Raw genomic sequence first — 13,682 nt, 5'->3', positions numbered from 1 at the left:
GTCCTGATGCTCAAGAGATCCCTCGCGGCGCTGACCGCCCTCGTCCTCGCCGGCCTCACCCTCGGCTCCCTCGCCGCCCCCGCGCACGCGGACGGATCCGCGGACTCCGTCTCGTGGACCGTGCGCACGGCGCTGAGCAAGTACGGCTCCGGCCGGCCGAAGTTCACCTACACGATCAAGCCGGGCGAGCAGGTGACGGACGGCATCGACATCGCCAACGAGGGCCGCAGGAAGATCACGCTGAAGGTCTACGCCGCCGACGGCTTCACCACCGGCTCGGGCGGCTACGACGTCCTCACCCCCGACAAGGCCTCGAAGGGCGTCGGCGCCTGGGTGAAGCCCGCGGTCACGCACGTCACCATCGCCCCGGGCAAGCAGGTCCAGATCCCCTTCACCATGACCGTGCCGTCGAACGCGACCCCCGGTGACCACCTGGGCGGCATCGTGACCGTGCTCGACCAGCGCGACGCCTCGGGCACCGGCACCGTCGTCCACCGGCGCGTCGGCCTGCGCATCGAGTCCCACGTCAGCGGCGAGGTGCGGTCCCGGCTCGAGGTCGACGACCTGAAGGTCGACTACGACGGCCACAACCCGTTCGGGACCGGCGACGCCACCGTCCGCTACACGGTGCGCAACACCGGCAACACCGCGCTCGGCGGCCTGCAGAAGGTCAAGGTCGCCGGTGGGCTCGGGCTCTCGGCGCAGACCGTCACCCTCGCCCGGCTCCCGAACCTGCTGCCCGGCGAGTCGTGGCAGGCGAAGGCCTCCGTGGACGACGTCCGCGCGATGCTGTGGGTGTCCGCGACCGTCACGGTCACCCCGCTCGTCACCGACGCGGCCGGGTCCACCTCCACCCTGGAGCCGGTCGAAACGTCGTCCCGCGCGGTCGTCTCGGCGTGGTCGGTCGTCCTGCTGGTCGGCTTCCTGGTCGCGCTGGCGCTGCTCGCCTGGCTCCTCGTCGTCGTGGTGAAGCGCACCCGCCGGCGCAGCAGGGCGAAGGTCGACGCGAAGGTCGCCGCGGCGGTCGAGGAAGCGCTGCTCCAGGAGACGGCACAGCGGTAGCGCCCGCCGGGGAGCCGCCCCCGGTGGCATCATCGGAACGTGCCCGAACCCGACGCGTACCGCTCGCTCGCCGAGGCGTCGTGGCAGTGGGTGCTCACCCAGGTACGCCGCGACGGGGACGACCTGTGGCTCCCCGAGAACCCGGCGCAGAGCGAGCCCGGCGACTACCCGTTCGGCATGCACTCCGGGATCGGCGGGCTCGCCCACGTGATCGCCGAGATCCGGCTCTCGCGTGACCTGACGCCCGACGAGCAGGCCCTGGCCGAGGGGATCGCCGCGACCTCGGTACGCCGGATCCCGGAGCTCACCGAGTACGACTACTTCGACGGCCTGGTCAGCACCATCGGGGTCCTGACCGCGCTCGGTGCTCCGGGTGCCGAGCTCGCCGTCGCCCGGCTGCACGAGCTGGCGACCCCCGACGGATGGCAGCCGTCCTGGTTGGATCCCGACCGCACCCTGCCGGAAGCACGCTGCAACGACGCGACGCTCGGAACCGCAGGCGTGCTGCTCGGCGCACTGTGGGCGGCCCGTGACGCCGTCCCGGGAGCGGTGGAGCTGGCCGACCTGGCGAGCATGATGCTCCTCGCCGAACGGGTCGAGACCGCTGCGGGCCTCGACTGGGACTTCATCCCGCGGCGGTTCCAGCGCGAACCCGGTGCCCAGATGCCGAACTGGTCGCACGGACTGGCCGGCATCGCCGGATCGCTGGCGGCGGCGGGAGTCGCGCTGCACCGACCCGGCCTGGCCGAGGCCGCCCGGCTGGGCGCCGAGCACCTCGTCACGCTCGGCGACACCGAGGACGGCGGGCTCCGGCTGCCGCACGTGATCCCGGGCCAGGACGGGCTCGACACGTTCACCTACGGCTGGTGCCACGGCCCGGCCGGCACGTCGCTGCTCTTCGCCGCGCTCGACCACGCCGGGGCCGACGAGGTGGCCGGCCGGTCGGCGTACGAGTGGGAGCGCGCCTGCCTGCACTCCCTGCGGGTGTCGGGCATCCCGGAGCGCCGCTACCCGGGCTTCTGGGACAACGACGGCCGCTGCTGCGGCACCGCGGGCGTCGGCGACGTGGTCCTCGACGTCTGGCAGCGCCACGGTCACGACGACGACCTCGCCCTCGCGATCACCCTCGCCGACGCGATCGTCGACCGCGCGGTGCACGACGACGGCCTCGCCTACTGGCGTTTCGTCGAGCACCGGAACGACGACCCGCTGCTGCCGCCCGGAGTGGGCTGGATGCAAGGAGCAGCCGGCATCGCGGCGTACCTGTTCCGCGTCGCCCGCGTGCTGGAGCAGGGCCGCGACGCCGACGCGGTCGCGCGGATGGACACGTGGTGGGCGACCGCGTGAGGGCGCGAGATCGTCCTGGTACCTGCGGAGGGATTGTCGTAGCGCGGCGGCTCCGTTCGTCGTAGCAGTGAAGGGCGGCCCGCGCGGGAGCCGCCACGACCACAGGAGAGCGCACATGAATCATCGAGAGCCCGTCGCCCGCCGGATGTTCGAGCTGACCGAACCGATCTCGCTGGTGAACTTCTTCTCGCCGGAGCCGAACGACGCGATGGCGGCCCTCGGGTTCGCGAACTACTGGGACGGGTACTTCGCGGGGCGCTCCGCGCCGCTCGGCCGGGTCCCGGCCGAGGTCGTGCACGCGGCCTTCTACAACTTCGCGGACGGCGAGGTGGCCCGGCACGTCCCGAAGGTCTGGGACACGACCACGCCCGAGGCGGCCCACGCCGCGCGCGAGCGGGGCTGCGTGGAGGCGCTGCGGCGGATCCTCGCCGGCGCCGTCGAGACCCCCGAGCTGGCGCGCGCCGCCGACCTCCTCGCCACGGCCTCGACCGGAGCCCCGACCGAGGGACGGGTCATGTACGCCGCCCTGCGCGCGCTGCCGGTGCCCGAGGAGCCCGTGGCGCGGCTGTGGCACGCGGCCAACATGCTCCGCGAGCACCGTGGCGACGGCCACATCGCCGCCCTGGTCACCGAGCGGATCGGCGGCATCGAGGCGCACGTGCTGAGCGCCCTCGACCTGGGCATCCACCCGGCGGAGTCGTTCGGCCGGATCCACCACCTGCCGGCGGCGTACCTGGCCGAGGTGATGGCCGGCCTGCGCGACCGCGATCTGCTGGACGCGGCCGGCCGCTTCACCGACGCCGGACGTGCGACCAAGGGCCGGATCGAGGAAAGGACCGACGCCCTGGCCGAGGCGCCGTACGAGGCGCTGGAGACGGCCGAGCTGGCCGAGCTGATCTCCTTGCTCGAGCCGGTCGCCGCGAGGCTCGGGGCCGTGGGATCGAACTCGGAGGAGGTGGGCTGAGTGCGACCCGACGTGCGTCTCCGTGCTGTCGAGGACCAGGACCTCGAGGTGTTCTTCGACCACCAGGCCGATCCTCTGGCGGTCGAGATGGCAGCCTTCCCGGCCCGCGGCCGGGATCAGTTCGCGGCGCACTGGGCGAAGGTCCGCGCCGACGAGACCTTGGTGACGCGCACCGTCGTCGCCGACGGCAGGGTGGCGGGCTACATCGGCAGCTGGCCGCAGGACGGGCAGCAGCTGCTCGGCTACTGGATCGGGCGCGAGTTCTGGGGCCGCGGCGTCGCGACCCGAGCGCTCGCCCTGCTCGTGGACGAGGTGCGGGTCCGCCCGCTGCACGCCCAGGTCGCGGCGCACAACGCGGGCTCGATCCGCGTCCTGGAGAAGTGCGGGTTCCGGCGCGATCCGGTGCAGGAGGCAGGGGCGGCTGCGCCCGCCGACGGCATCGAGGAGCTCGTCTTCGTGCTGCCCGCCGCAGCCGTGTTCACGATGTCCCAGATCGACGACATCCACGCCCGGCTGGGACGCGCCGACTCCGTGGCCGCCTACCTGCGCGCCCTGGCGGAGATCGGGGTCGTCCGCTTCGACTCGTTCGTCACCGACGGCCACTCGGAGTACGTCGACGCGGCCGGTGGCCGGGTCGTCTCGGCGGCGCACCACCCGGTGCTGCGGATCGCCGGGACGAGCGACCGGGACGCCTTTCTCGAGCATCTCCGGCTCCACGCCGACGGACGGACGTCGTACGTCGAGATGTCCGAGGGCCTGGCCGCCAGCGGGATCGAGAAGTGGGTCGCGGACACGGCGCTCCTGACGATGACCTACGTCGATCGCGCCGGCCGGGCGCTCCTCGTCCAGCACCTCGAGTAGTCACCGGCTCGGCCGCGTCACCACCAGGTAGAGGGCGGCCAGGCACCAGGTTCCGAGCAGGATCGGACCGCCCGCCCTCACGTAGAGGATCACCCCGATCGCGCTCGCCAGCGGCGCCAGTGCCAGGAACCGTCGCGGCCCGCGGACATCGACACCCAGGGCGACGGCGAGGCCGACCAGAGCCGCCAGCTGGACCCCCGTGAGCAGAGCGAAGACGACGAACGCCTCCTCGACCCCGAAGCCGTCCTCGACGACGTTGGTCGCTGCGGCGAGGACCGCGCCGATCAGCAAAGCACCCGTGAGCAGGCGGACGGGGACCGCACTGCTGAGGGCGCGTCCGAGGGCCACGGCACCGCCCATGAGGACGACGAGCAGGGCGCTGAACGCCAGGACGTGACCCCAGTCCGACTGGGCTTCGGTCTGTCGAAGCCCGGGTCGGTGATCGACCAGTGCAACCAGGAGACGATCCCGACCACGGCCAGGAACGTGGCCAGCGCCAGGTCGCGCCCCTCGGATCGTCCGGTCATGCGTGCCACCTCACTCGAACGGGTGCGCGCCCAGCAACCGCACCTCTTCGGCGTCCAGACGCGCCTGCACCCGGCGCAGGGCGATGTCGTCGATGCGCTGCGCGTCACGCAGCTCCAGGAGCGCCTGGCGCCGCCTGCCGATGAGAGCGACCAGGAGGCTGGTGTACTGGTCGTCGTGCTGGACCGCCGGGTCCCCCTCGGCGCCGGCAGCCGCCACCAACCTGCGCTGCTTGTCGAGCTCGCGACGCACCCGCTCGACCACCGGCTCGTCGACGCCGAGCTCGCCGGCCGTGGTCTGGAGCGCCTCGATCGCCGCGTCGAGGGTGTACTCGTCGGCGTACTGGACCTCGTCGTCGACCGAGGTGTCGGCCGGCAGCCGGGCGAACCGCACCACCGCCGGCAGCAGGAGTGCCTGGAGCAGGGTCAGCAGGATCACGCCGCACGCGATCAGCACGATCAGGTCCCGCCCGGGGAACGGGGCCCCGGAGTCCACCGTGTGCGGGACGGCGAGCACGGCCGCGAGCGACACGGCTCCCCGGAACCCGGCCACCGCGCTGACCGCGCGCTGCCGGGCCGGGATCCGGCGCAACCGCTGGGCCGGGCGGCGATCGAGGAGCCGGATCAGGTACGGCGTGGTGTAGAGCCACGCCCACCGCACCCCGATCACCACGGCCGTGACCGCGACGACGTCGACGAGCGCTCGCAGCACGGAGGTGCTGCTCAGCTCGCGGAACGCGGATTGGGCCGAGATCCCGACCAGCACGAACAGCGCACTGCTGAGCACCGTCGTGGACAGCGCCCAGAACGGGATCACGATCTGTCGCGTGACCGCCCCGGTGATGCGGGGCGCCACCTGGCTCATGAACAGCCCGCACACCACGACGGCCAGCACCCCGGACCCGTGCACGACCTCCGCGAGCAGGAAGGCGGCGAACGGGGTCACCAGCATCGTGATGGCCTCCAGCATCGGGTCGTCCATCCGGCCGCGGACCTGCCAGCTGACCAGCCCGATCAGGGCGCCGGCCAGCGCGCCGCCGCCGTACGCCAGCACCAGGAGCCAGGTCACGTGCCAGCCGGTGAGGTGCTCCTCCCCGACCGTCACCCCCACGGCGAGACCGTAGATGACGAGGGCGGTGGCGTCGTTGATCAGGCTCTCGGCACGGAGCACGGTCACCGTACGGCGCGGCAGGTCGCGGGCGAGGACGCCGACCGCGGTGGCGTCGGTGGGCGCCAGGGCGGCGCCGAGGACCCACGCCGGCCCCCACGCGAGTCCGAGCCAGTGCGCGGTGGCGGCGACCGCGGCGGCGGTGGCGAAGACCAGCAGGGTGCTGGTCAGGACAACGACCCGGAGGTTGTTGCGGATCTCCCGCAACGAGGTGGTCAGGCTCTCCCAGTACAGCAGCGGTGGCAGGAAGAGGAGCAGCACGACCTCCGGCGGCAGCTGGACGTGCCGGAGGTGGGGCGCGAACCCCACCAGCACCCCGACCAGCACGAGCAGGACGGCCGGCGCGATCGGGTAGCGGCGCGCGAGCGCGCCGCAGGCGACCAGGGCGACCCCGAGCAGGACGACCATCTCGAGTCCGAACACGGACTCATCTTGTCCCAGACCGGCTTCAGAGCGGGCTCAGGCCGGCTTCAGGCCGGCCAGCATCAGGTCGAGGTGGCGGCGCCACTCGTGGCTCTCGCTCATGAAGTGCATGGTCGCGGTGACGCCGCACATCATCATCCCGTAGTCCTCGACCCGCAGGTCGTCACGGACCTCGCCGGCCGCCTGGGCGCGTTCGATGATCCGGGAGAGGACGGCGTTGAGGGCGGCCTTGTCCTCCTCGATGCCCTCCCAGGCGAAGTCGTTGAGCTTCATCATCGCGAGCTGGAAGGCGATGTCGTCCTCGACCGTCTCCGCGTGCCGGCGCATCGTCGTGGCCAGCGCGTCGTACGGGCTCTCGAGGTGCTCGCACGCGACGGCGATGGCCCCGAACTCCTGGAACCGCTGGCGGACGAGCTCGGTCACCAGCGCCTCCTTGGAGGGGAAGCGGCGGTACAGCGTGCCGATGCCGACGCCGGCGTGAGCGGCGATCTCCTCCATCTGCACGCCTGGTCCGCGCTCGGCGAACAGGGCCCGCGCCGAGGCGGTGATGCGCTCGAGGTTGCGCTGGGCGTCGGCCCTCAGCGGGCGAATGTCGGTGGTCACGGCAATCCTTCTGGGTGAGTACTCGCCGACGGCGATATCCGGAATGGTACCTCCGTTATTCCGTTGACAAGCGGAATCGGCGCTCCGTATCTTGACGAAGTGGAACAGGAACTACGGTTCCACTTACCCTCTCTCAGGAGTTTCCATGTCCCAGCCCGACCTCAGCACTCCCCGGGCGCGGAACCTCGCGCTCGCACTGCTGGCCATGACCCAGTTCGTGGTCGTGATCGACGCCTCGATCGTCAACGTCGCGCTTCCGTCCATCGGCGAGGCGCTCGACTTCTCCCAGAACGACCTGTCCTGGGTGGTCAACGCCTACACCCTCGCCTTCGGCGGGTTCCTGCTGCTCGGCGGTCGTCTCGCCGACTACTACGGCCGCCGCCGGGTGTTCATGTTCGGTATGGCGCTCTTCGCGCTGGCCTCCCTCGCCGGCGGGCTCGCGCAGAGCGAGACGTGGCTGATCACCGCCCGGGCCGCGCAGGGTCTCGGCGCCGCGATCGCGTCGCCCGCCGCGCTGTCGATCATCACCACCACCTTCTCCGAGGGCCAGGAACGCAACCGGGCGCTCGGGATCTGGGGTGCGGTCGCGGGTGCCGGTGGCGCGGCCGGCGTGCTGCTCGGCGGGATCCTCACCGAGTGGGCCGGCTGGGAGTGGGTGCTGTTCGTCAACGTCCCGATCGGCGCGTTCATCGTGTGGCAAGCGCCGAAGCGGCTGGCCGAGTCGACCGCCGACGAGGAGAAGGACCGCACCCTGGACCTGCCCGGTGCGATCACCGTGTCCGCGGGTCTCGCCCTGCTCGTCTACGCGATGGTCGACGCCATCAACGTCGGGTGGAGCTCGGCCGAGACCGTCTGGCGACTGGCGGCAGCCGCGGCCCTGCTGGTGGCGTTCGTCGTCATCGAGCTGCGCACCAAGAAGCCGCTGGTCCCGTTCTCGATCTTCCGCAAGCGCACGTTGCGAGGCGCGAACGCGGTCGGCGTCCTGATCGGGATGTCGCTGTTCTCGATGTTCTTCCTGATCACGCTGTACCTGCAGCAGGTCCTCGGGTTCTCCGCGCTCGAGGCCGGCGTGTCCTACCTGCCGCTGGCGATCGCGATCATCCTGTCCGCCGGCGGAGCCAGCGCGCTGGTGACCCGGATCGGTTTCAAGAACGTGCTGATCATGGGCATGGTCCTGGTGGCGGTCGCGTTGGCCTGGTTCAGCCAGATCAACCCGGACGGCACGTTCCTCGTCGACGTCCTCGGCCCCTCCGTCCTGGCCGGCGTCGGTCTCGGCTTCGCCTTCGTCCCCGTGACGATCGCCGCGGTCACCGGGATCGAGCCGCACGAGGCCGGCCTGGCGTCGGGCCTGATCAACACCACCCAGCAGGTCGGCGGGGCACTGGGTCTGGCGATCCTCGCCTCGATCGCGAACGCCTCGTGCCGAGGAGCTCTCGGCACCGCGCTGCTGCTTCGGTACTGTCGAGTGGTGACGGACGAGCCGTGGGGCATGTTCGAGGCGATCTACGCGGGCGCGGAGTCCGGGGCCGCCACACCGCCCTGGGACTACGGCGCCGCTCGTCCCCAGCTCGTGGAGTGGGCCGACGCGCGGAACCTGGCCGGACACGGTCGCGAAGCGCTCGTGGTCGGGTGCGGCTACGGGGCCGACGCCGAGTTCCTCGCCGAGCGCGGATACCGGACCACCGCGTTCGACTTCTCCCCCACCGCTGTCGCCGCGGCGCGCCGGAAGCACCCGGACACCCCCGTGACGTACGCCGTCGCCGACGTCCTCGACCTTCCTGAGGAGTGGCAGGGCGCCTTCGACCTGGTGGTCGAGAGCCTGACGGTGCAGTCGATGCCGCCGGCGCAGCACCGGGTCGCGGCGCAGAACATCGCGGCGCTCGTCGCGCCGGGAGGCACCCTGCTGGTCCTGGCGATCGCGCGCGAGGACGGATCCGAGGTGTCGGGACCGCCGTGGCCGCTGACCCGTGCCGAGGTCGAGGTGTTCGCGGGCGGCGAGCTGGTCCTGCGTCGGCTCGAGCGGATCGAGAACGGCGTGTGGTGGCGAGCCGAGGTGGAGCGGAGCTCGAACCGGCCCGCACCGGAGTGACGCCCCGGCAGCTACTTACGCCAATTGTCGTACAGACAACTCGTGCCCCACGTGCAACGGTGGCTACAAGGAATCGGACGACATTTTCGGAAGCTGGCGATCGTCATGGCTACACCGACCGTGGTTCACCTGACCAGTACACCGAGCCTCGAGGAGGTGATGGTGGCGCTGGCCAAGCACAGTGTCTTCGACCTACCGACCCTGGCGAAAGAAGTGGTCAAGGGCGCCCAGGCGCAGGCGGAGGCGGAAGACGATCCACCCGAGCTCAACATCGTCATCTGGTCAGGGTTCATCTGCGCCGGCGGCCACCAGGCCACCGTCGACGAGTGAGGAAGGGGAGACATCATGGCTGGACCGACCTCCGACCAGTTCACCGGAGTCCCCAAGGTCGAGGACGTGATGGCGTCCCTGGCGGCGCACAGCGTGTTCGACCTCGAGGCGCTCGCGCGCAAGCTGGTCCTCGAGGCGCAGAAGAAGGCCGAGTCCGAGGACGACCCGGGTGACGTCGCGTTCCTGATCACCTCGTTCTACGCGCTGTGGCACAGCGAGGTCCCCCTCTAGCCGTGGGACCTGACGGGACCTCGCTCGAGCACGACCGGGCGGCGCTCCGCTGGCTCGCCGAGCACCTGGACGAGTTCGCCCCGCCCGGCGTGCTCGACGACGACGCGCTGGGCAAACCGCTGCTCGAGCTGCTCGCCCTGATGATCCACCGCCTGCGGGACGGGCTGCCCCTGGACGCGTGCAGCACCGAGATCGTCGAGCGGCTGGTGGCCGTGGCCGAGTCGTCCGCGCTGCGGGAAGGACCGATCAACAATCGCAACCAGCTCGTGCTGAAAGCCGGGATGTGCGCCCTCCTGCGGTTGGCCGGCCGTCCTGACCAGGCGCACGAAGCCGCCGTCCAGCGCGCGATCGACACCGGACTGATCGACCAGGCCGAACGGCTGCCGCACCACTACATGATCGAGCGGACCGTGCTCGACTGGGGCGGCTTCCGGCACGCCCTGCCCGACCTCGGCGAGCTCACCGCGCAGTCGTTGCTGTTCCGCCGGCCCGACGCGCTCTTCATGACCAGGACGACGGCGTACGAGCTGACCCACGACATCATGTTCGGCTACACCCTCGGTGAACGCGACGCGAACGAGCTCGCCGCCGAGTACGACGGCCTCCGGCAGGTGCTCTCCGACGCGCTGGTCCGCTTCGGGCGGGAACGGCACTGGGACCTCGTCGGGGAGCTCCTGATGTGCTGGGACATCCTCGTCCTTCCTCGTGACGGCATCTACGAGGCCGGCTGGCGCGCGTTCACCGGAGCCCAGCACGCCGACGGATCCGTGATCGCGGTCGAGGTGCCCGCGGGCTCGGCGGCCGACGCGCTGGAGGAAGGCCGGAAGCGCTTCGACGCCCGCTACCACACCACGCTCGTGCTGGCCTTCGCCTCGACCGCCCGGCAACGACGCGACGACGACGTGTTCCCGCCGCCGGCCGCCCCGGTCGGCGACCAGGACGAGATCGCGACCGACACCGCCTGGCTGGGCAGGCTCGTGGGAGCGGTCGGTCCGGGGCGCGAACCGCGAGTCCTGCTCAGCGCGCTCATCGGACACACCCTCCTCGGGGCCCGCGGACCGGACCTCCCGGCACCGCTGGACCACCTGGTCGACCGGATCAGCGCATCGGTCCGGACCCCCGACCAGCTGGCCGAGGTGCCGGCGACCCAGACGTTGACGGCCTTCGGGATTCTGCGCGACCGCGGCGTCGCCGTGCCCGCGATCTCCGGCTTCGTCGAGGCGATCCGGCAGGTCGTCACCGCGACCCCGTCGGGCGACGCGGCCGACCTGTCCTGGCTCGAGAAGCACGTCGTCCTCGCCCGACTGGGACTGGCCGATCCGCCGCCGCTCCCGACGCTGGACCAGGTGTGGGCGTCGGTCGCCGCCGGCGACGACCTCACCGTCACCGCGGAGCTGGCCGGCGGGTGCACGGCGTACGGGACGGCGGCTCCGGCGGACCTGACCGAGGCCGACGCGCTCGGCGCACGACGGCTCGAGGCGCTCGGCGTCGACACGCTCCGCCGCCGTGACCTGATCACCGGCTGCGCCCTGGTCCGCGCGGCGCACGCGATCCGGCCGCTGGACGACGCCCGGGTGCGTGCGGTGACCACCTTCCTGCGGGCGCAGCAGGCGGTCGACGGCGGCTACGGGTTCGTCACGCCGGACGGCGCGGACGGGATCGACGTCGACGCCGACGTCCGGCTGCCGCTCGCACTGACGGTGTGGTGGACCCTGGCGGAGCTGGAGACCGGTTACCGCATGTTCGGCTGGGCGCCGGTCGGTGCCGAAGCCCGACCGGAGGTGCCGGCATGACCGGGCCGGCGGGCAACAAGGTGTCCCTGGGCGGCCACGTGGTCGACCCGCTCGTCGAGCAGGACAAGCAGCTGGGCAAGAACGACCCGATCGACCCCGAACGCCGACCGGCCTGGATCGTCCAGTTCGTGGCCCGGCTGGACCAGGCCGCGATCACCGAGCTGCGCACCGAGTACGGCGTCCGGCTCACCGACTACGTGCCGCCGCGCAGCTACATCGAGTCCTTGTCTCCGGCCGTCGCCTCCCGGTTGCGCCGTGACGACCGGGTGCGCGCGGTCAGCCTGATGGGCGGCGACCTGAAGCTCTCGGCCGAGCTGAACGCCGCCCACGAGTCCAACGACCCGGAGGACCCCGCACCGGTCGACGTCGTCATCTTCGCCGCGCTCGCCGACGACGTGGTCGCGCAGATCCGCTCGTTCGTGCCTGCGGACCGGGTCATCGGCACCCTCGACGACCGCGGCCTCGGCGGCGCCTTCGTCCTCCGGCTGCTGATCAGGTCGGGGGTGGCGGCCCGGATCGCCGAGATCGACGGTGTCCGCTGGGTCGAAGCGGTACCGCCGACCATCGACGACGGCGGTGCGGCCGGCGGCGACCAGGACGCCCCGTCCGACCCGCCGAGCACCAGCCGGATCGAGGTGGCCGACCGGCTCGGCCTCGACGGTGCGGGCCAGATCATCGGCGTCATCGACAACGGTCCCCTGGACATCGCGCACTGCTTCTTCGCCGACCCCGCGTACGCCGTACCGGGGCCGGGGCACCGCAAGGTCGTGCAGCTGCGCAACGTGGCGAACAGCCCGGCCGGCAAGCACGCGACCTTCACCAGCGGGATCCTGGCGGGCGACCAGGGCGACCACCCGGGCAAGAACGAGTTCCGTGGCGTCGCCTACGGAGCCCGGCTGGCGTGCGGCAACAAGAACGACATCGACGCGACCAGCTCGCTGCTCGCCGAGCTCTCCGCCGCGGCGGACGCCGGCGCCTTCGTGCACAGCAACAGCTGGCACTCGGCCCCGCAGGGAGCCGGGAACCCGGCCGCCTACGACCAGCGCTCGGCCGACCTGGACCGCTTCGCCTGGACCCACGAGGACCACGTCGTCCTCGGGTCGAGCGGCAACGACGGCGAGGAGCAGGGTCCGCCCGGCACCGCGAAGAACGCGATCTGCGTCAGTGCCGTGGAGCTGGGCGGCGGGACCGAGGACGCCGTGAAGGACGGGAACCCGGGCCCGACGGCCGACGGCCGGCGCAAGCCCGACGTCCTCGGCATCGGCTGCGGGGTCGTCTCCGCGACGGTCGGCACCGCGTGCGGCACCGGGAACGGCAACGTCCGCTGCTCCAGCAGCCGAGCCACCCCCTGGGTCGCCGGCGTGCTCACCCTGGTGCGCCAGCAGCTCACCGAGGGCCGCCAGCGCGACGGGGAACCGCACCCGGCGGATGCCTTCGCGGTGACCGGAGCGATGCTGCGCGCGATCGCGGTCGACTCCGCGATCGCCGGCGCCGACACCCGGACCCCCAGCCTCGCGCGGGGGTGGGGCCTGGTCGATCCGTCGGCCGCACTGGGCCAGCGGACGCCGCGCCTGCTGCTCGACGTCCGCCACGAGAACGGCCTGGCGACCACCGACACCTGCCGGGTCACGTTCGGGTTGGAAGAACCGGGCCGGTTGGCGGTGTCCCTGACCTGGTCCGAACCACCGGGCGCGGTCGGCTCGGACAACAGCGTCGTCAACGACCTCGACCTGCGGCTCACCTCACCCTCGGGGAAGGCGTTCCTCGGCAACACCGTCGCCGCGGGCCGCACCCCGCCCGGCGGATCGGCCGACCGGCTCAACTCCACCGAAGTGATCCTGGTGGCCCCGGCGGAGACCGGGGAGTGGGTCGTCGAGGTGGTCGGCACCGAGGTCAACGTCGGCAATCCGAAGCAGGGCTTCGCCGTCGTGGTCTCCGGGGCCCTCGCGCCCGGCGGGACGGTCACCCCTTCCGCGGGCCGGACGCTCCGGCGTACCGACCCCGTCCCGGTCAGCGGGGACCCCGGTTGAATCCGGCCTGACGGCCCGTTGAATCCGGTCTGATGGTCGATCCAGCGACGAACGACGAAGGCCCCCGCCCTGCGTTCCCGCAGGTCAGGGGCCTTCACACCGAGCCGCCTGAAGTACTTCGGTTGAGGGGTGACAGATCTACTTCGGTTGATCCGTGACACTCGTTTGCACTCTAGGACGTCGCTGGGGCGCCTGGGATCGCTTGACCCTCACCTCCCCAGGGTTGGTTCGCTTCTCGGTGCGCAGCAGCGTGTCGC

12 protein-coding genes are annotated in these 13,682 nt (G+C 71.9%); 9 read left to right on the top strand and 3 right to left on the bottom strand.

The window, feature by feature from the left end; all coding sequences use genetic code 11:
* Positions 1-6: 6 nt before the first annotated feature.
* The 4 genes from AB4Y76_RS17235 (at position 7) to AB4Y76_RS17220 (ending at position 4,234) form a co-directional block, all read left to right on the top strand.
* Positions 7-1,062 carry a WxL protein peptidoglycan domain-containing protein gene (locus tag AB4Y76_RS17235; protein WP_441927491.1) on the top strand — a complete coding sequence of 352 codons (1,056 nt, stop codon included), beginning with the start codon at positions 7-9 and terminating at the stop codon, positions 1,060-1,062.
* Between the two features lie 39 nt (positions 1,063-1,101).
* Positions 1,102-2,409: a lanthionine synthetase LanC family protein gene (locus tag AB4Y76_RS17230; protein ID WP_441927489.1), complete on the top strand. Its 1,308-nt coding sequence runs from the start codon at positions 1,102-1,104 to the stop codon at positions 2,407-2,409.
* Positions 2,410-2,524: 115 nt separating this feature from the next.
* Positions 2,525-3,373, top strand: a complete 849-nt coding sequence (locus tag AB4Y76_RS17225) for an SCO6745 family protein (protein WP_441927487.1) — start codon at positions 2,525-2,527, stop codon at positions 3,371-3,373.
* 12 nt (positions 3,374-3,385) lie between these two features.
* On the top strand, positions 3,386-4,234 hold the full coding sequence (locus AB4Y76_RS17220; RefSeq protein ID WP_441927485.1) for a GNAT family N-acetyltransferase: 849 nt from the start codon (positions 3,386-3,388) through the stop codon (positions 4,232-4,234).
* Here AB4Y76_RS17220 and AB4Y76_RS17215 read toward each other — a convergent pair whose 3' ends face one another.
* The 3 genes from AB4Y76_RS17215 to AB4Y76_RS17205 form a co-directional block, all read right to left on the bottom strand.
* Positions 4,235-4,582: a hypothetical protein gene (locus AB4Y76_RS17215; protein ID WP_441927483.1), complete on the bottom strand. Its 348-nt coding sequence runs from the start codon at positions 4,580-4,582 to the stop codon at positions 4,235-4,237.
* Between the two features lie 189 nt (positions 4,583-4,771).
* Positions 4,772-6,349, bottom strand: a complete 1,578-nt coding sequence (locus AB4Y76_RS17210; RefSeq protein ID WP_441927482.1) for a Na+/H+ antiporter — start codon at positions 6,347-6,349, stop codon at positions 4,772-4,774.
* A gap of 36 nt (positions 6,350-6,385) precedes the next feature.
* Positions 6,386-6,952: a TetR/AcrR family transcriptional regulator gene (locus AB4Y76_RS17205; RefSeq protein WP_441927480.1), complete on the bottom strand. Its 567-nt coding sequence runs from the start codon at positions 6,950-6,952 to the stop codon at positions 6,386-6,388.
* 145 nt (positions 6,953-7,097) lie between these two features.
* Here AB4Y76_RS17205 and AB4Y76_RS17200 point away from each other — a divergent pair, with 145 nt between their 5' ends.
* The 5 genes from AB4Y76_RS17200 to AB4Y76_RS17180 all read left to right on the top strand — a co-directional run bounded on the left by AB4Y76_RS17200 (position 7,098) and on the right by AB4Y76_RS17180 (position 13,425).
* On the top strand, positions 7,098-9,041 hold the full coding sequence (locus AB4Y76_RS17200; protein WP_441927478.1) for a DHA2 family efflux MFS transporter permease subunit: 1,944 nt from the start codon (positions 7,098-7,100) through the stop codon (positions 9,039-9,041).
* A gap of 105 nt (positions 9,042-9,146) precedes the next feature.
* On the top strand, positions 9,147-9,371 hold the full coding sequence (locus tag AB4Y76_RS17195; protein WP_441927476.1) for a hypothetical protein: 225 nt from the start codon (positions 9,147-9,149) through the stop codon (positions 9,369-9,371).
* Positions 9,372-9,386: 15 nt separating this feature from the next.
* Positions 9,387-9,602, top strand: coding sequence for a hypothetical protein (locus tag AB4Y76_RS17190; RefSeq protein ID WP_441927474.1), 216 nt, complete (start codon positions 9,387-9,389; stop codon positions 9,600-9,602).
* Between the two features lie 2 nt (positions 9,603-9,604).
* The gene (locus AB4Y76_RS17185; RefSeq protein ID WP_441927472.1) at positions 9,605-11,395 is read left to right on the top strand and encodes a DUF6895 family protein; all 1,791 of its coding nucleotides are present in this window, start codon (positions 9,605-9,607) and stop codon (positions 11,393-11,395) included.
* Entirely contained in the window at positions 11,392-13,425 is a 2,034-nt protein-coding gene (locus AB4Y76_RS17180; protein WP_441927470.1) for a S8 family serine peptidase, read from the top strand. The genes AB4Y76_RS17185 and AB4Y76_RS17180 overlap by 4 nt, the downstream gene beginning before the upstream one ends.
* The last annotated feature ends 257 nt before the right edge of the window (positions 13,426-13,682 follow it).

Source organism: Marmoricola sp. RAF53, from assembly GCF_052114005.1.
Lineage (GTDB): Bacteria > Actinomycetota > Actinomycetes > Propionibacteriales > Nocardioidaceae > Marmoricola.
Note: the sequence above shows the minus strand (reverse complement) of the source record. Positions and strands in the feature narration are given on the sequence as shown.